The sequence below is a fragment of the Pacificimonas aurantium genome (genome assembly GCF_020092905.1).
Lineage (GTDB): Bacteria > Pseudomonadota > Alphaproteobacteria > Sphingomonadales > Sphingomonadaceae > Pacificimonas > Pacificimonas aurantium.
This window is the reverse complement of the sequence record NZ_JAGSGB010000001.1, coordinates 90634-105628: the sequence shown is the minus strand read 5'-3', so window position 1 is coordinate 105628 and position 14995 is coordinate 90634. Positions and strand designations below refer to the sequence as shown.

The 14995-nt window shown below is 58.4% G+C and carries 10 protein-coding genes and 2 pseudogenes; 10 read left to right on the top strand and 2 right to left on the bottom strand.

The features are described 5' to 3' along the window. The first annotated feature begins 23 nt into the window (after positions 1–23). The 4 genes and pseudogenes from KCN53_RS00555 to KCN53_RS00540 all read left to right on the top strand — a co-directional run bounded on the left by KCN53_RS00555 (position 24) and on the right by KCN53_RS00540 (position 4346). Positions 24–1106, top strand: a complete 1083-nt coding sequence (locus KCN53_RS00555; protein WP_224199267.1) for an ABC1 kinase family protein — start codon at positions 24–26, stop codon at positions 1104–1106. Positions 1107–1367: 261 nt separating this feature from the next. Continuing rightward, positions 1368–2520: pseudogene (locus KCN53_RS00550) on the top strand (IS3 family transposase). 193 nt (positions 2521–2713) lie between these two features. Beyond that, positions 2714–3660, top strand: a protein-coding gene (locus KCN53_RS00545) for an IS630 family transposase (RefSeq protein WP_088711943.1) whose coding sequence is annotated in 2 segments (ribosomal slippage) — positions 2714–3050 and positions 3050–3660 — 948 coding nt in all. Because the reading frame shifts where the segments join, the coding sequence is not laid out codon by codon here. A gap of 116 nt (positions 3661–3776) precedes the next feature. Next, on the top strand, positions 3777–4346 hold the full coding sequence (locus KCN53_RS00540) for a MarR family winged helix-turn-helix transcriptional regulator (RefSeq protein ID WP_088711944.1): 570 nt from the start codon (positions 3777–3779) through the stop codon (positions 4344–4346). Positions 4347–4453: 107 nt separating this feature from the next. Here KCN53_RS00540 and KCN53_RS00535 read toward each other — a convergent pair whose 3' ends face one another. Together KCN53_RS00535 and KCN53_RS00530 are read right to left on the bottom strand one after the other, a co-directional pair. Continuing rightward, positions 4454–7534, bottom strand: coding sequence for a TonB-dependent receptor (locus KCN53_RS00535; RefSeq protein ID WP_088711945.1), 3081 nt, complete (start codon positions 7532–7534; stop codon positions 4454–4456). A 28-nt stretch (positions 7535–7562) separates the two neighbouring features. Beyond that, entirely contained in the window at positions 7563–10529 is a 2967-nt protein-coding gene (locus tag KCN53_RS00530; RefSeq protein WP_088711946.1) for a TonB-dependent receptor domain-containing protein, read from the bottom strand. Between the two features lie 667 nt (positions 10530–11196). Here KCN53_RS00530 and KCN53_RS00525 point away from each other — a divergent pair. From KCN53_RS00525 to KCN53_RS00500, 6 genes and pseudogenes are all read left to right on the top strand, one after another. Next, positions 11197–11592, top strand: a complete 396-nt coding sequence (locus KCN53_RS00525) for a hotdog fold thioesterase (protein WP_088713370.1) — start codon at positions 11197–11199, stop codon at positions 11590–11592. After that, positions 11589–12023, top strand: a complete 435-nt coding sequence (locus KCN53_RS00520; RefSeq protein ID WP_143712200.1) for an efflux RND transporter periplasmic adaptor subunit — start codon at positions 11589–11591, stop codon at positions 12021–12023. The genes KCN53_RS00525 and KCN53_RS00520 overlap by 4 nt, the downstream gene beginning before the upstream one ends. Positions 12024–12031: 8 nt before the next feature. Next, positions 12032–12712, top strand: a complete 681-nt coding sequence (locus KCN53_RS00515; RefSeq protein ID WP_224199265.1) for an efflux RND transporter periplasmic adaptor subunit — start codon at positions 12032–12034, stop codon at positions 12710–12712. 30 nt (positions 12713–12742) lie between these two features. Continuing rightward, positions 12743–13522: an efflux RND transporter permease subunit gene (locus tag KCN53_RS00510; protein WP_088711949.1), complete on the top strand. Its 780-nt coding sequence runs from the start codon at positions 12743–12745 to the stop codon at positions 13520–13522. A 98-nt stretch (positions 13523–13620) separates the two neighbouring features. Then, positions 13621–14322, top strand: a complete 702-nt coding sequence (locus tag KCN53_RS00505) for an efflux RND transporter permease subunit (RefSeq protein ID WP_088711950.1) — start codon at positions 13621–13623, stop codon at positions 14320–14322. Next, positions 14297–14572, top strand: a pseudogene (locus KCN53_RS00500) (transposase); the annotation flags it as partial. The gene KCN53_RS00505 and the pseudogene KCN53_RS00500, both read left to right, overlap by 26 nt. Positions 14573–14995 lie beyond the last annotated feature (423 nt).

The window sequence follows — 14995 nt, the reverse complement described above, 5'->3', positions numbered from 1 at the left end:
GGAGCAATCCGGACGGCGAACGGATGGGCGAAGTCGCGCGGCTTGCGGAACTGGGACGGATTTTCGTTCGGCACGGTGCCGGCAATCTGGCCGCTGCCCTCGGCCTCGCCGGCCCTGCTGAAGGTAACTTAGACGCTGACAGACTGCGTCCGGCGGCAACAGTCGCCTTGCTGCGAGACATCGGACCGGTGGGCGTCAAACTGGGGCAGCTGCTCGCGACACGAGGGGACTTGTTTTCCCAGGAGTGGATCGCGGCATTCGCTTCGCTACACGACCAGGTTGAGCCGATTGCGTTCGAACTGATCGAACCGGTGCTGATCGACAGCTGGGGTGACAAGTGGGCAACCGCGTTCCGCACTTTCGAACGAACGCCGCTGGCTTCGACCTCGATCGCACAGACATACCCCGCCACTCTGAATGACGGAACCGATGTCATCGTGAAGGTCCGCCGTCCAGGCACCGCCGCACGCCTGCGAGCCGATATCCGGCTTCTCACTCATCTGGCTTCTCTCGCGGAAAGCCGATCGGAGAGAATCGCGCGCTATCGACCGGTAGAGTTTTTGCGGCAATTCGGTCGTAATCTCGCGTGGGAGTTGGACCTCGCCGCAGAAGCTCGCGCGTGCGAGCGCATCGGTAGCTTGCTGCAGACCCTTCGTGTGGCGACCCCGGCCATCTATTGGGAACTGACCAGCCTCGGGGTCAATGTGCAGCAGCGTTTTCAAGGCGTTTCGGCGGCGCAACTGAACGTCCAGATGCCGGAAGCCAGAAAAGCCGCGTTCGCCAGGCGTTATGCTGACACCGTGTTGCGCATGATCATATTCAATGGCGAGTTTCACGGCGATCCGCATCAAGGAAACGTCTCCCTGCTAGATGAGGCCGATCTCGGCTTCATCGATTTCGGATCGGTAGGCACGCTTACAAGGACCCGGAGACGGGAGGTCGTCCGGCTGATACTTGCCGTTTCGTGCGATCGCTTGCCCCCGACTACAATATCGTGGCCGAAACGCAGCCGATTGTGCTGGAGCTCTTGGCGGAACGCTTTTCGCTCGGTTCAGCCCGCTCAGAAATCAGCAAACTACGCCGCACCCTCTCGACTGCCGGCATGACCCTACCGGACACGGTAGCACAAGCGGCTACAATCATCAGGAGCAGCGCGCTCCCTGTCAGGTTCGACGAAGCGACCCTCATCCGGCTCAATGAAATGCGGGAACGTCGCCCTAAGCATGCCGGTCCGGTCGCCGCAGCCTTTATTATCTAAGCAGAAATCTTAATCGCTGAATTACCGTTGGTCGCGATTGCGTGTGACGTGACCCCCTGATTTTCCTCCAGTCTCGATTAGAGTCCGGCCCTGACGGAGGACGGACGAGATGAAGAGAACGAGGTTTTCAGAAGAGCAGATCATCGGCGTTCTGAAGGAAGCTGAGGCCGGAGCGAAGACCGCCGACCTGACTCGCCGGTACGGTGTATCGGAAGCGACGATCTACAACTGGAAGTCGAAGTATGGCGGGATGGAGGTGTCCGATGCCCGGCGGCTGAGGGAGCTGGAGAGTGAGAACGCGAAGCTCAAGCGACTTCTGGCTGATGCAATGCTCGACCAGGCTGCGCTGACCCGAAGGGCGGCGCAGCCAACGATCTTCTGGCAAAAAAGTTCTGACGCCCGTCGCGAAGCGGGAAGCTGTGGTTCATCTCCAGGCATACCATGGGATGAGCGAAAGGCGGGCGTACCGGGTCATCGATGCCGATCGCAAGAGCGTTCGTTACCGTTCCACGCGGGACGATGATGCCGGATTGCGCGAGAAGCTGCGCGAGCTGGCCAACCAGCGTCGCCGGTTCGGCTATCGCCGTCTGCACATCCTGCTGCGCCGAGAGGGCGTGATGATCAACCGGAAGAAGACCCAGCGGCTCTATCAGGAGGAAGGGCTTGCGGTCAGGCGCCGACGCAGCTGCAGGCGTGCTGTCGGCACGAGGGCACCTGCTCCGGTGCTCGCGTTGCCGAACCAGGGCTGGAGCCTCGACTTTGTGCATGACCAGATGGCGTCTGGGAGGCGGTTCCGGGTGCTCAACATCGTCGACGATGTGACCAGAGAATGCCTGCGAGCGGTGCCAGATATGTCCATCTCCGGTCGCCGGGTCGTGCGCGAGCTGGCCGATCTGATCGTCGAGCGCGGCAAGCCGGGGATGATCGTCAGCGATAACGGTATCGAGCTGACGAGTAATGCGGTGCTGGCATGGTGCGGCGAGATGGGCGTCGAGTGGCATTACATCGCGCCGGGCAAGCCGATGCAGAACGGCTTCTGCGAGAGCTTCAACGGCCGCATGCGCGACGAGCTGCTCAACGAGACGCTGTTCATGAGCCTCGCCCATGCCCTCATCGAGATCGCAGCTTGGGTCGAAGGCTACAACCGCGAGAGACCGCACTCGGCCCTCGGCTACGCAACCCCGGCGGCGTTCCCCGCCAACTTGGATAAGCAATGGCCTGCTTCAGCCGCGCTCATGCGCAAAACAACCGCTTGGCTCTAATCCCAGCTGGGGGAAAGCTGGGGGTCACGTCACCGCGAGAACGCATTCTTAAAATTACCTAACTGCACGATTCTGGATCGAAAACCTTTTCTGGCCCTCTAGAGCGGTTTCCGCCCGGCCCGAATCGCGAGGGATTCCCAAGTCGCTGATTTTCTGATTCATCATGCTGGCTGGTGAAGGGGGCCAGTATGGAATGGGTCAGCCTCTCTCGATGGATTTACGTTCGCGGCTGCTGGGCGCGGTTGACGCGGGGATGAGTTGCCGTTCGGCGGCCGACCGGTTTGGTGTTGCCCCTTCGACAGCGATCCGGTGGCAGGCGCAGCGCCGCGCGACCGGGAACTTTGCACCCAAGCCGCAAGGCGGTGACACGCGCTCGCGCTGGGTCGAGGAGTATCGGGAGATGATCCTGGCTCTGTGGGAAGCGCGCAAGGACATCACGCTCGACGAGCTTCGGGCGGAACTGAGCGGCATCGGTCTGGTGGTGGCGAACTCGACGCTTCATCGCTTCTTCGTGCGTCACGGCATCACGCGCAAAAAAAGACCGGCCACGCGGTCGAGCAGGACCGGCCCGACGTCCTGAGCCAGCGCCGCGCCTGGTTCGAGGGGCAACTCGACCTCGATCCGGAGCGTCTGGTCTTCATCGACGAAACGTGGACCGCGACCAACATGACCCGCAGCCATGGCCGGTGCGCCAGGGGCGAGCGTCTGAGGATGGGCTTCCCGCATGGGCATCGCAAAACGACCACGCTGGTGGCCGGCCTGCGGATGAGTGGAATGATCGCTCCGATGGTGCTCGACGGGCCGATCAACGGCGACTGGTTCGAAGCCTATGTCGTCCAGGTTCTCGTGCCCGAGCTGCGCTGTGGCGACATCGTCATCATGGATAACCTGTCGAGCCATAAGCGCGCGTCGGTGCGCGAGCTGATCGAGGCGGCAGGGGCAACACTGCTGTTCCTCCCGCCATACAGTCCCAACTTCAATCCCATCGAGAAGGCCTTCGCCCGGCTCAAGGCGATGCTCCGCAAGGCAGCGGAGCGAACCGTATCCGGCCTCTGGAATCTGATCGGCAAGCTCGTCGACCTCTTCCAGCCCGACGAATGCGCCAACTACTTCAGCTCCTGCGGCTATGACCCAGAGTGAACGGAATCCGTTCTAACGCACACGTTTAGCAGCTGGGGAATGAAGGATGAGGGATGAGAGATGAGGGATGAGGGATGAGGGATGAGGGATGAGGGATGAGGGATGAGGGATGAGGGATGACGGATGACGGATCGGCCAACACGTTGCTGACAAGCCGGAAATCCATCATGAACAGGATCTCGGCTACCTTGAAAGACACCGATGTTATGAATAAACCGCGCACCGCGACCGAGAGGGGCACTACCCCTTTTGCAGATGCTATAACAGATGCCGACCATGCTTTTTTTCTAATGGACGAAATAAACAGGAGCGCTCGGGCCGCCTTTGAACAAAGGATCCATGGCTTGGGACTAAACAGGACCCAATGGCGCATCATAACGCAAATTGCCCGAAACCCCTTAGTCAGTCAGACAGAATTGGGCACTATATTAGAGCTAAAAAAAGCAACTATAGGGTTGGCAATATCTAGTCTAGAAAACGCCGGATACATAAACAGATTAAGAAGCCCGGATGATCAAAGGGTTTGGCAAATCGTTCTTTTACCGAAGGTAAAAACGGCTTTACCTGTACTTCGAGACGCTGCCGACGATGTATACAAACACCTATGGGGTATTCTGTCGAAGGAACAGCAGGACTTTTTGATTGAGACTCTTGAGCGCATGGCAGCGCGAACTAGCGAACTGTAAAAAAAGGGCCGGTCAGAGACCGGCCCAAGTCTGCTAAGAAAGCCCTGGGAAGGATCGACTTAGCAATAAGACCCTAGCAAAATCCTGGCATCTAGTAAAGCGCTTTATCAAAATCTCAACCCCATTGCCGCTCCGTATCTGCGCGGTTCGACGCTGAAAATGTTCGTGAAATTACCGGATGACGCGTCTGTGAAATATATTCCGGTTATAGCGCCTGAATCGAAGGCGTTCTGAACGAAGCCGCGCAGATAAAAGCGCTCGTCCGGTGACGCGAGCGTCAACTGCGCATTTACGATCTCATAACTCTGAATGCGGTCGGCGTTGGCGTTGAAAATACGACCGAACTGCTCCCCGGTGAAGTTCAGATCGGCACGCGGCGTCAGGCGCCAGCCATTCGCCATCTCAATCTCATATTGAGCGCCTATGGAGAACTTCCACTCCGGCGAATTCAGGAGCTCATTGCCATCGAGGTTTTGTTCTACTCCGGCAGGGAGGCCCGATGGCGTCGTAAGAAACGGCAAGGGGCCGCTTGCCACGCCTAGAGAACCACGCAACAACGCTTCTAACGGCGCACCAAACGCGCCTGGGCTCGCAGCAATAGCCCCTAAGGTTTCACAAACAGAAAATGCGCCGGTGGCCTGCGTCCCCGGTACGGGAACCGGAGCACGCAGCTCGGCGCCACCAAATACCGCCGCATTTACGAGACCGACGAAATCGGCAGCGGACGCGCCGCCCCCCTCCGTTGGAATCACGGCACAATTGGAGGCGTTCGTAATATCCTTAATGATGGTCACGTCATCCCGGCCGCCGGACGGGTCCCGCGGATCGGGAAGCAAAAGATCTTTGATCTCGGTCTTCAACCACGAGCCCGTAAGATTAATCGTCAAGGCGTCGACCGGGTTGATGATCGATTCGAGCTCAATGCCGTAGACACTTGCATCCGCATTGTCATTGAAAGACGTGCGCGCGATGATCCGGCTAATCTGCAAGTCAGAATAATCGTAGTAAAAACCGGTCAGATTGAGGACAAAGCGACCGCCCCCGAACACGTTCTTCGTGCCGATCTCGAACGCATTGATCTGTTCGGAATCGAAGGTCGCGTTTGCCTCCGGAAATGTTTCAGGATTGAAAGGGGGGTTGATACCGCCCGCCTTGTATCCTCGTGAGTAGCTTGCATAGACAAGTGTATCGTCCGAAAAAGTCGTAAAGGGATTCCAATCTACGACCACGCGGCCCGTAAAGGCATCGAACGTTTCGCCCAGTTCCGCGAAAGGCTGGACGCCAGCCGCGCCGGGATCATTGTCCACTGTCAATAGCGCGTCATTGGCGTCCTGGATGCCGATGGGAACAAGGGCTGTGGCGAGCGGCGAGCGGCCACGCTGGAACTTCTTGTCATTCGAATATCGCAAACCGCCCGTCAGCGATAAGTCATCGCTGACATCCACATACACTTCTCCGAAGATACCGTAGCTTTCCAGCTTGTAGAAGTTCGTTTCGTTGTTGAAGAACGGGGTTGCCAGCGCAGCAACGCCGCCCGTTCCAAGAGGATCGCCCGCGGCAAGATTCTGGGCCGTCCCCAGTAAGAGCGAACCATAATCAAGTCCCGTCGCGACGACGTAGTAATTGCCGTTGTTCGACTCCTGCTCGAGGTAGATACCGCCCAGCAGGAAATTGAACGGCCCGTCGAAGTCAGTTGCGATCCGGCCTTCGATCACCCACTGTTCGTTGGAGGCACGGGATTCGTCATATTCTGTCGTGTTGGCGGCGCACCGTTCGACGTCGCCGCCGATGAACCCGACATTCGCCGGTCCCGGGTCGGAAACGCAGATCAGCCCGTCCTGGAACAGCGGCGTTGCCAGGAAACCCTGCGCAAGAGGGCTCCCCGCAGCGGCCGCCCCCTGCAGCGTCAGCAATCCAGCGCTGCTTCCAACCACGTCGTCAGTTACCGAAAGATTGTAGTCGGTTCTGGAAACAACCTGATTATCGACATAGCCCCCGTTCAGCGTAAAGACGGCCCGATCGAACTCATAAGAAAACTCACCTTGGATGATGAGTTCATCCGAATCGTATGTGGGCTCGAAGTCGACTTTCACCTCTCGCAGATCACGGGGATTCACACTGTTGCTGAACGCCTGACCGTCATCGCCGTAGACGCTGCCGAGCGCGAAAGGCGCGAGTGCATCGGCACCCAGCACACGGAGGAGCTCAGGACTTGTGAGAATGGTTGCAAGCGTTGAGTCGCCATTGATGGAGTCGAAGCCCAGCCTGTCCGGGCGGCACCCGAGGATGCCGGTGGGATCAGATGCACAAAGCTGCTTCTGGATACGCGAACGGTTCGAATCCTCCTCGTAATATTGCGCGGTCAAGAACAAACGCGCGCGATCAGAGGGCTCTACTAAAAACGATCCGCGAACGGAATAATTGTCGCGACCGTCGATATCATTGCCCGTGAACAGATTCTCGGTGAACCCGTCCCGATTTAGGTAGAGGCCGGCGAGCCGTACGGCCGCGATATCGCCAAGGGGGACGTTGACCATGCCCTTGGCCTGCACCGAATCGAAATTTCCATATTCAAATTCGCCAGCTGCTTCAAAATCGAACGACGGTTTCGCAGTAATCAGATTGATGACGCCGCCGGTCGCATTGCGACCAAACAGGGTGCCTTGCGGTCCACGCAAGACTTCAAGGCGTTCCAAGTCGTAAAACTCGGTTTCGAATAGGCGCGGAGCTACAATGGGCATATCGTTGAAGTGAACGGCAACGCCAGGATCAGACGAGGTCGAGACAACAGGTGACCCGATACCTCGGATTGTAATATTCGCGCCGGTAAAGTTGCCTTTCGTGAAGGTCGTGCTCGGCAACGCCTGTTGCAGGTCCAGCGCATTGTCCAGCTGCTGATCAGCAAGCGACTCATCAGAGAAGGCACTGACTGCTACTGGCACGTCCTGCAGACTTTCCGCCCGACGCTGCGCCGTCACCACAATCGTGGGAATGCCCGACTGGCTTTCGACAGCAGCAGATCCGGTAAGTTCGGGCTGCGAGCTATCGGCTTCCTCCGGCGTGACGGCAACTTCTTGGGCGTAGAGCGCCGTCCCAGTCGCCAACACCGTCAGTGCCGTCGTCCCCTTCAGGCAAAACCGAAATCCGCTAGCCGCGACATGAGCCGCACCCTTTGAAACATGGCGCATGGAATTTCCTCCCCTTTTCCCGAAGCCGTCAGAACTTAACCCTGCCGCCGAGGCGGAACACACGCCCGAGGGGGTTTCCGATGAACGGATTATAGCCAAGATCAATACGGGCACCCGGCGGGTCCTCGTCGAAAATGTTTTCAACGCCACCCTGTAATTGGACCTCGACATCATTGATGGGGGCGAGGTCGTAAATCACAGTAAGGTCGTGCTGCATATATTCTTCGATATCGACGCCAAATGTCGTGACGCCGAATTCGGGTGTGGTTGTGGGACCGCGCTCGTCAGTCACACCGTCGATATACTTGAACGTATAGCGTGCATTCAGCCCACCTGTACTTAGATTGATATATGCATTCCCCCGCCACTCTGACACCGTGCCCGGGTCGCGAAAGAAGTTGGCGAACCCAACCGCGTCAAAACCCTCTGTCACCGTCACGCCATCGATTACGAAATCGTCGATCTCATAATCCATGGTCCATGTGGCGTTGCCGCCAACCGAGATAAGACCGAAACCAGCATCTATGTCGTAATTCAAGGCGAAGTCGAAGCCGCGGGTCGTCACCTTCGGGCCATTGACGATGTCGGTCCGCACGCGGGAAATATCATTACCCACTGTCATCGGCCCACATGTGTCATTGTTCGAAAAGGTGATGAGTGGACGCAGCGGGCTCGCACAGTCAACGAGTTGCGTACCATCGCCTGGGCCGTTCGCGACTACATTCGCGATATCCTGACCTGGCGTAACCGTGATCTGATCGTCGAAATCGTACGTCCAGAAGTCCACTGAGAAGGTAAAGCCGCTTCCCTCGAAGATCGCTCCTACATTATAGGTCAGCGCGGTTTCAGGGTCGAGATTCGGATTGCCGAAGACATCGACCGACTTGAAGTTGTTACCCGCCGCCTGAATACCGGCTAGAGCAGTTACCGAGTTCGGATCGATGTCTGAGGGCAAGGGACCCCGGAAGGTTGTGCCAACGGAGCCGCGAAGAACAAGCCAGTCGGCCGCTTGCCAGCGAAATGACCCCTTCGGATTGAATGTCGATCCGACAGGATCGCCGTAATCTTCATAGCGCGCCGCTCCCGTAAGTTCGAGCGTGTCGCCAATGGGAACGTTTACCTCCGCAAACAACGCGTAAATGTTCTGCGAAAGGTCAACGGGCGCTGACTGTCCGAGGAATATGAAGGGCCCAGACTGAACGTCACAGCTGGTGCTTCCAATGACGGGACACGGGTTCAAGTTGACGTTCTGAAGTTCCGAGTTCGGGCGGGCGGAAAAGCTCGAATCTCGATATTGGCCACCGAAGGCGAACGCCACCGGGCCACCGCCGAGATCTACACCGGTCTCCCCGGAAAAGACGAGATCGAAGATATACTTGTCCTCGACGTCGATCGTGCCGTTGTCCTGAAAGATGTAATCCAAAAGCTCGAGGTCGTTCTCGTTCCCAGGAATATATGCAGGGTTTTCAAGGTTCTGGCGGGGATTTTCCGGCGACGAGTTGATGAAAGGATTGAAGTACAGGCACCCCCCCTGCCCCGGGACTCCGGCGGACACGTCACAGCCTGCGCCCCCCAGTCCGTTCAGCGCGTTCTGGAGCCGCTCGGCCACAACGTCGGGGACTAGCTGCGTACGCTCTGATCGAATGTATGTCGCGGAGAGCTCGCTGCGGAACCTGTCCGAAAATTCATACTCGAAACCACCCGAGACCCGGAAAGCGTCGGCGTCAGCGGTGCCGATCTGACCGCCGCCGTAGAGTCGGTTGCCACCCCAGCCTACAGGACGGCCAAACGCATAATAGCGATCAGCTGGGATCGCTGTGTTCGTCACCCCGGGCGTTTGCGCGATGAAATCCGCGACGAACGGATTGGAAGCCGGCACCACGAACTGCGGAAACACACCCGGCCCAAACAAGCCTTGGATCGGCGGAAAGGATGGAGAGTAGCGCGTGGTCTGATAAGAGTCGGCGAACAGCACGTCCACAGTGAAACGCAGCTGATCCGACAAATCAGCAACCAACTGACCATAAACTTCTATGCGCTCTTGATCCTCGACAAGGTTGTCGAAGGGGATGAATTGGAACCGGCAGACCGGAATACCCGCGTTATTTGGCTCGGTGTTGCCGACGAACCCGCCAACGTCATCGCATGCATTGAGCCCCTGGGCGTCAATAAACGCACCGGTGGCCGGAACGAGGAAACCGAGCGGATTTGCAGGCGAGGCCGCGAGCGGGTTCGCTGGGAAATAGGTTTGCGGGTTGCCGAGAGATGACCACCCTCCGCCGGGATTTACCGCATAGGGAAGAGTCGCGTAGTCCCGCTCCACGGACGGCAATTCGCTACGTTCCTGATAGCCCACCCCTATCATCAGATTGGCGGCCCCATCGGCAAAGTCCAAGCCGCCGAGAATGGATGCCGTCCAGTCCCCGTCGGACCCGTCAATGAATTCGTAATCGCCCTCGATCTCGACGCCGGTGAAATTCCGCTTCGTGACGAAGTTCGCGACGCCAGCAATCGCGTCGGACCCGTAGGTTGCCGCTGCGCCATCCTTCAATATCTCAATACGATCTAGCGCAAAGAGGGGCATCAAATTGGTGTCGACGAACCCTTCACCCGGGCTGGTGATCGTACGCTTCCCGTTAAGCAGGACGAGCGTACGCTCCGCGCCTAGATTACGAAGATTTAGCGAGCCCTGACCTTGGTTTCCCTGGGCAGAGGCGGAAAACTGATTGGTATCGCCAAGAACCGAACCAACCGACGGAAGGTCCTTAATAAATTCTAGCGGGGAACTGACGCCAGACTGTTCGAGCTCCTCGCTATTGAAAACGTCAACCGGAAGAGCGGCATCCTCTGGCGTCCCGCGGATGAATGAGCCCGTTATGACAATCGTTTCTGGCGTGTTGCCCACTGGCGAAGCTTGATCCGCAACCTCTTGGGCAAATGCTGTGGACTGAACAATTAAAGCCGACGCTGCAGTCGCAAGAAATTTAGCTCGCATGGTGTCTCCCCAAAACCTCCGTGGCAATCTCCGCTGCCATACCCCCTCAAGTGCTAGAGTCGGGGGGAGCCGTCAAGTGTCTTACTAGTTTCAGCGGCGTAATCTCGGCGCCTGTGGCAGCAATGCGACTTTTCTCGCGCACGCTCAAATAGGGTCCAATTTGACCATTTATCTTGTCATTTCAGTATCTTCTGCCGTCCGGATATTTTGCCCCAAACCGCGCTAGCGGTTGCGCATTCGGGCCCGGCCCTTGCGCGGACTCCGTGTCTCGAACGCGTTTAGTTATTCACTATACTGGTTGACCGCTCCTGGGTTTCCGGTAAGGGACCATCTAGGTCGAAAAGGAATTTGCGCAGAGGCGTGCCGCGCCATCCTGAACGCGCCAACTAAGGTCAACCGAAGCGTTGTAGAAAAAAGGTGAGATTTCATCTTGTGAAGTATACTTGGGGTAGCTTCATGAAGTGGACTTCCGAACTGCCTTCTTGAGAAAAAAGATTCTGCGACGGCCCGCTTAGTGATTTCGGGATGCTGGACCGAGCCTATGAGTAGTTTTGTCTAGGACGGACTTAATGCTGAGAGGCATTAAGGTCGTGAGAACTTCGATAGCGTTCAGAGTTTATTTGCTATTATGCTGACCATTATTCAGTTCATGGACAAGAGGGTTACGATGAACGAGAAGATGTTACAGGAAGCGTTGTTGATATCGCCCTTTCACCGCTGGCTTGGGCTAGGGATCCAGTCGCGGACGGAAAGCGAGCTCGAACTCACCATGCCCTGGCGGGAAGAGATCATATCAAATCCGTCGATTGGCGCAGCGCATGGCGGCATACTCGCCTCTCTGGTCGACCTGACGGGCTTGTACGTTTTAATCGCTACCGGAACCTCGGCGAAGGCGACAGCCGACCTGCGTGTCGACTATCACCGCCCAGCGATCGGCGGACCGCTTACCGCGGTGGGTCGGGCGGTGAAGGTAGGTCGGCAGATTTCCGTAGCCGAAAGCCGCATTCTGGGAAGCGAGGGCGAATTGCTCGCCAGCGGGCGCGGAGCCTACATCTGCGGATGAGTTGGCCGGTTCGAATCCTCGCCGTCCTTACGACAGCAGCCAGCCTGCTGAGTGCGTGTTCCGATGCCGAGTCGGCAAATGTGGTGGCCTCAGCTGAGCCTGAGGCGGAACCGGTCGAGATCGTGACTGCGAACCTCACGCAACTGGCCAAACCAGTTGAAGCGTTTGGAACGATCGCGGCACGTCAAAGCAGCGCAATCGGTGCGCTCGTGGAAGGGCCGGTCAGAGTCTTTGTCCAGGTGGGCGACCGCGTCTCTAAAGGCGATCCGTTGCTTCGCGTCCGCCGCAGCTATTGTGAGCGGCGGGTTGAGGAGGCGGAGGCTGCGGTCGCCCTTGCGCGCGCACAAACCGAGCAATCCGAGCGTCAGCTTGAGCGCGTAGCGGCACTTGCTCCCCGGGTTCATATCAACGGCGAGAGTGGAACAGGCTGAGACCGAACTTGCCGTCGCACGGGCTCAGCAGGCGCAGGCTTTCCTCCGCCCAACAAGCGTTGGAGGACGCAGTCGTACGGGCACCCTTCAACGGCGTCATTACCGCGCGTCTCGTCGTTGAGGGCGTCTACCTGAACAAAAGGTTCTCCATCGGCGGCCAGTCCGCCGCGATAGAGGTCCAGCAGTTCGGAGTTGTCGCAGCAATTGTCAATGCGCCGCAGGAGTATGTGGACGAATTCCGTAAGAACCTGCCCGCGAAGGTGTTCGTCGAAGGATTCAACGAACCCTTCGACAGCATGGTCTATATAATCAACGACCGCGTCGATCCGGAGGCGCGCACTGTCGAGTTGCGGCTGCCCATACGCAACCCGGATTACCGGATAAGCTCCGGACTTTCGGCTCGTGCCGAAATCGCGATACCGCCCACCGAGGCCGTAGTGCTGCCCCGGTCAGCCGTGCTTGCCGACGGTGGAACGGCCTACGTTTTCGTTGTCTCGCGCGAGAAGGCCATGCGGCGTCCAGTCGAGGTAGAAAGCATCGATCTTGATCGGATGCGCGTTATTGAAGGTCTGGAACCGGGTGAAATTGTGGTGCGGGCTCCGCGCCCCACCCTGCGCGACGGGGATGCGGTTTCGGTGCGACAACAAGCGGCAAATAATACTCGGGAAGGGGCAAATGTGGCTCGCTGAAGTATCAATCCGGCGTCCAAGTTTGCCACGATGCTGATCATGTCGCTCGTCGTTCTCCGGCTGATCTCCTACGAACGGATCGGCGTCGATCTCTTCCCGGATGTGGAGTTTCCGTACGTGTCAGTGACGACCGCAATCCCGGGGGCCGCGCCCGGCACGGTCGTGATGGAGGTTACTGATATTCTGAAGGAGGAACTGTACAGTATCTCCGGCCTCCGCCAGATGCGCTCTACTAGCGCCGAAGGCGTCAGCATCCTCAGCCTTGAGTTCGAACTGGAAGAAGACGGCGACGTCAAGGCGCAGGATGTGCGCGACAAGGTCGCACGTCTCGGCGCAGATCTTCCCGAAGTTACTGACCCTCCCATCATCGAGAAGGTCGTTCCGGACGCCACGCCCATCCTTTCCGTCATGGTAGCAGGCGACATCCCGATCCGCGATCTCACCACTTTCGCCAACGAAGCGATCAAGGAACGGCTTGAGCGTGTCGCGGGCGTAGGATCGGTCAAGCTATTAGGTGGACGCGAGCGCGAGATGCGCGTCTGGCTTGATGCGTCGGCAATGCGTGCACAAGGCGTGACCGCAGACGAGGTTCTGACGGCACTGCAACGCGAAAATGCCGAACTGCCCGGCGGGCGGCTCGTCGCCGAGGAGCGGACGCGGCACTTTGGCGTTCGCACTCTTGCCGAGGCCGGATCTGCCGAGGAGTTCGCGGCACTTTCCGTCGCTTACCCCCCCGACGGTCGGACCGTCCGCGTCGGCGACGTCTCGCGTGTCGTAGATTCGGCCGAAGACAAAACGAGCTACGCTTAGTTGTCGGGCGTGCCGGGCGTCACTCTTGAAATCAGGAAGCAGAGCAGCACGAACACCGTGGCCGTCGCCGGAGAAATTCGCGACCGTATTGTAGAGTTGTGAGCCAATGCACCCCCTGGTGTGCGCCCAATCGTCGCCCGCGACACCTCCCGCTTCGTCGAACAGGCAATCGACGATGTGCATTCGACCTCGCAATCGCGGTCGCGCTTGTCGTTCTCGTGACCTTTCTGTTTCTTCTCAGTTGGCGCGCGACGGTAATTGTGTTGCTGGCGATTCCAACCTCCGTGATCGCGACTTTCCTCGCGTTCGGCGCCTTCGACTTCACCATTATTATGATGACCTTCCTTGCGCTCACGGTGGCAATCGGACTTCTGGTGGACGCGATCGTGGTCGTAGAGGCGATCCAAAACGCCGTCGATGCAGGCGCCGACCGAATGGCAGCCGCCCTTTCCGCCACGAAGCGTGTCGCTCTGGCTGTGCTGGCGGGAACCTTCGCAACACTGGCCGTTTTTGTTCCTCTTGCGTTCATGGAGGGGATCGTTGGCCGATTCTTCTTTCAGTACGGGCTGGCTATCGTCTTCTCCGTCAGCGTATCGCTACTCGTGGCGTTTACACTCACGCACGCTCTCGCGGCGCGGCTGCTCCGTCCGGAACAAGGTGTCCACGGGCCCCTAGCACGGATCGAGCGATTTCACACGGCAATGCGGAGCCGTTACCGGCAGCTAGTTGGATGGGCAGTGAAGCGCCGTTATCTTGTTCTGGCATGTGCATTCGCCGCGCCAGCACTCAACCGGCGGTAAACAGCGGCTTGGCAGCATATCAAAGATGGGTGAACGCACGATAAGGAGGCTGCTCATTATCGGCGGCAGCTCGATGGTGCGTCAGGCGTGCCGGTCCGGTGCACCGGCCGGTTCGTGGCTGGAGCGGATGCTCGCGCGCAAGCCACGCATGCTCGTCTCGGTCGCGCTCGCCAACAAGATGGCGCGCATGGTCTGGGCGCTGCTCACCAGGAAGGAAGATTACAGGGCTCCGGCGGCGGTCGCGGCGTAAGCCGAGGTAGCAGCCAGAGGCGTCGGGGACGTAGGCGGTCGAAGGAGGGTATGGCACAACAGTCGGCGAGACGGGGCTGGAAGAACCAGGGAATGGCAGAGCGCTAGCCAAGCGCGCAAAGCTGAAATGGATCCGGTCCGCGAACTCCCATACTGGCCCGCAGCTATGGCGCTGCTCATCGGGGCCGGACAGATGACAGCATCCGACTACGTGCCAACACACCCGAATTTACCGCTTGCATCCGAAGGGGCGTCCACAGATGCCGTTACGAATGGTGGAATGCCCATATCGTCGAGTTCAGATCGGCTCTTCCTCGTAGCATGAAGTCCGTATCTGCCGAACAGCTCCTGCTTCCTAGCCAGACCGGCGTGCTGCGAGGAATGAACGGCGACGGTCAGGTTGCCATTGTCGCGGTAGTCGGAA

Coding starts and splice junctions, on each gene's coding strand:
- KCN53_RS00555 (WP_224199267.1), top strand. CDS start 24: ATGGGCGAAGTCGCGCGGCTTGCGGAACTGGGACGGATTTTCGTTCGG.
- KCN53_RS00540 (WP_088711944.1), top strand. CDS start 3,777: ATGACGGATGACGGATCGGCCAACACGTTGCTGACAAGCCGGAAATCC.
- KCN53_RS00535 (WP_088711945.1), bottom strand. CDS start 7,534: ATGCGCCATGTTTCAAAGGGTGCGGCTCATGTCGCGGCTAGCGGATTT.
- KCN53_RS00530 (WP_088711946.1), bottom strand. CDS start 10,529: ATGCGAGCTAAATTTCTTGCGACTGCAGCGTCGGCTTTAATTGTTCAG.
- KCN53_RS00525 (WP_088713370.1), top strand. CDS start 11,197: ATGAACGAGAAGATGTTACAGGAAGCGTTGTTGATATCGCCCTTTCAC.
- KCN53_RS00520 (WP_143712200.1), top strand. CDS start 11,589: ATGAGTTGGCCGGTTCGAATCCTCGCCGTCCTTACGACAGCAGCCAGC.
- KCN53_RS00510 (WP_088711949.1), top strand. CDS start 12,743: ATGCTGATCATGTCGCTCGTCGTTCTCCGGCTGATCTCCTACGAACGG.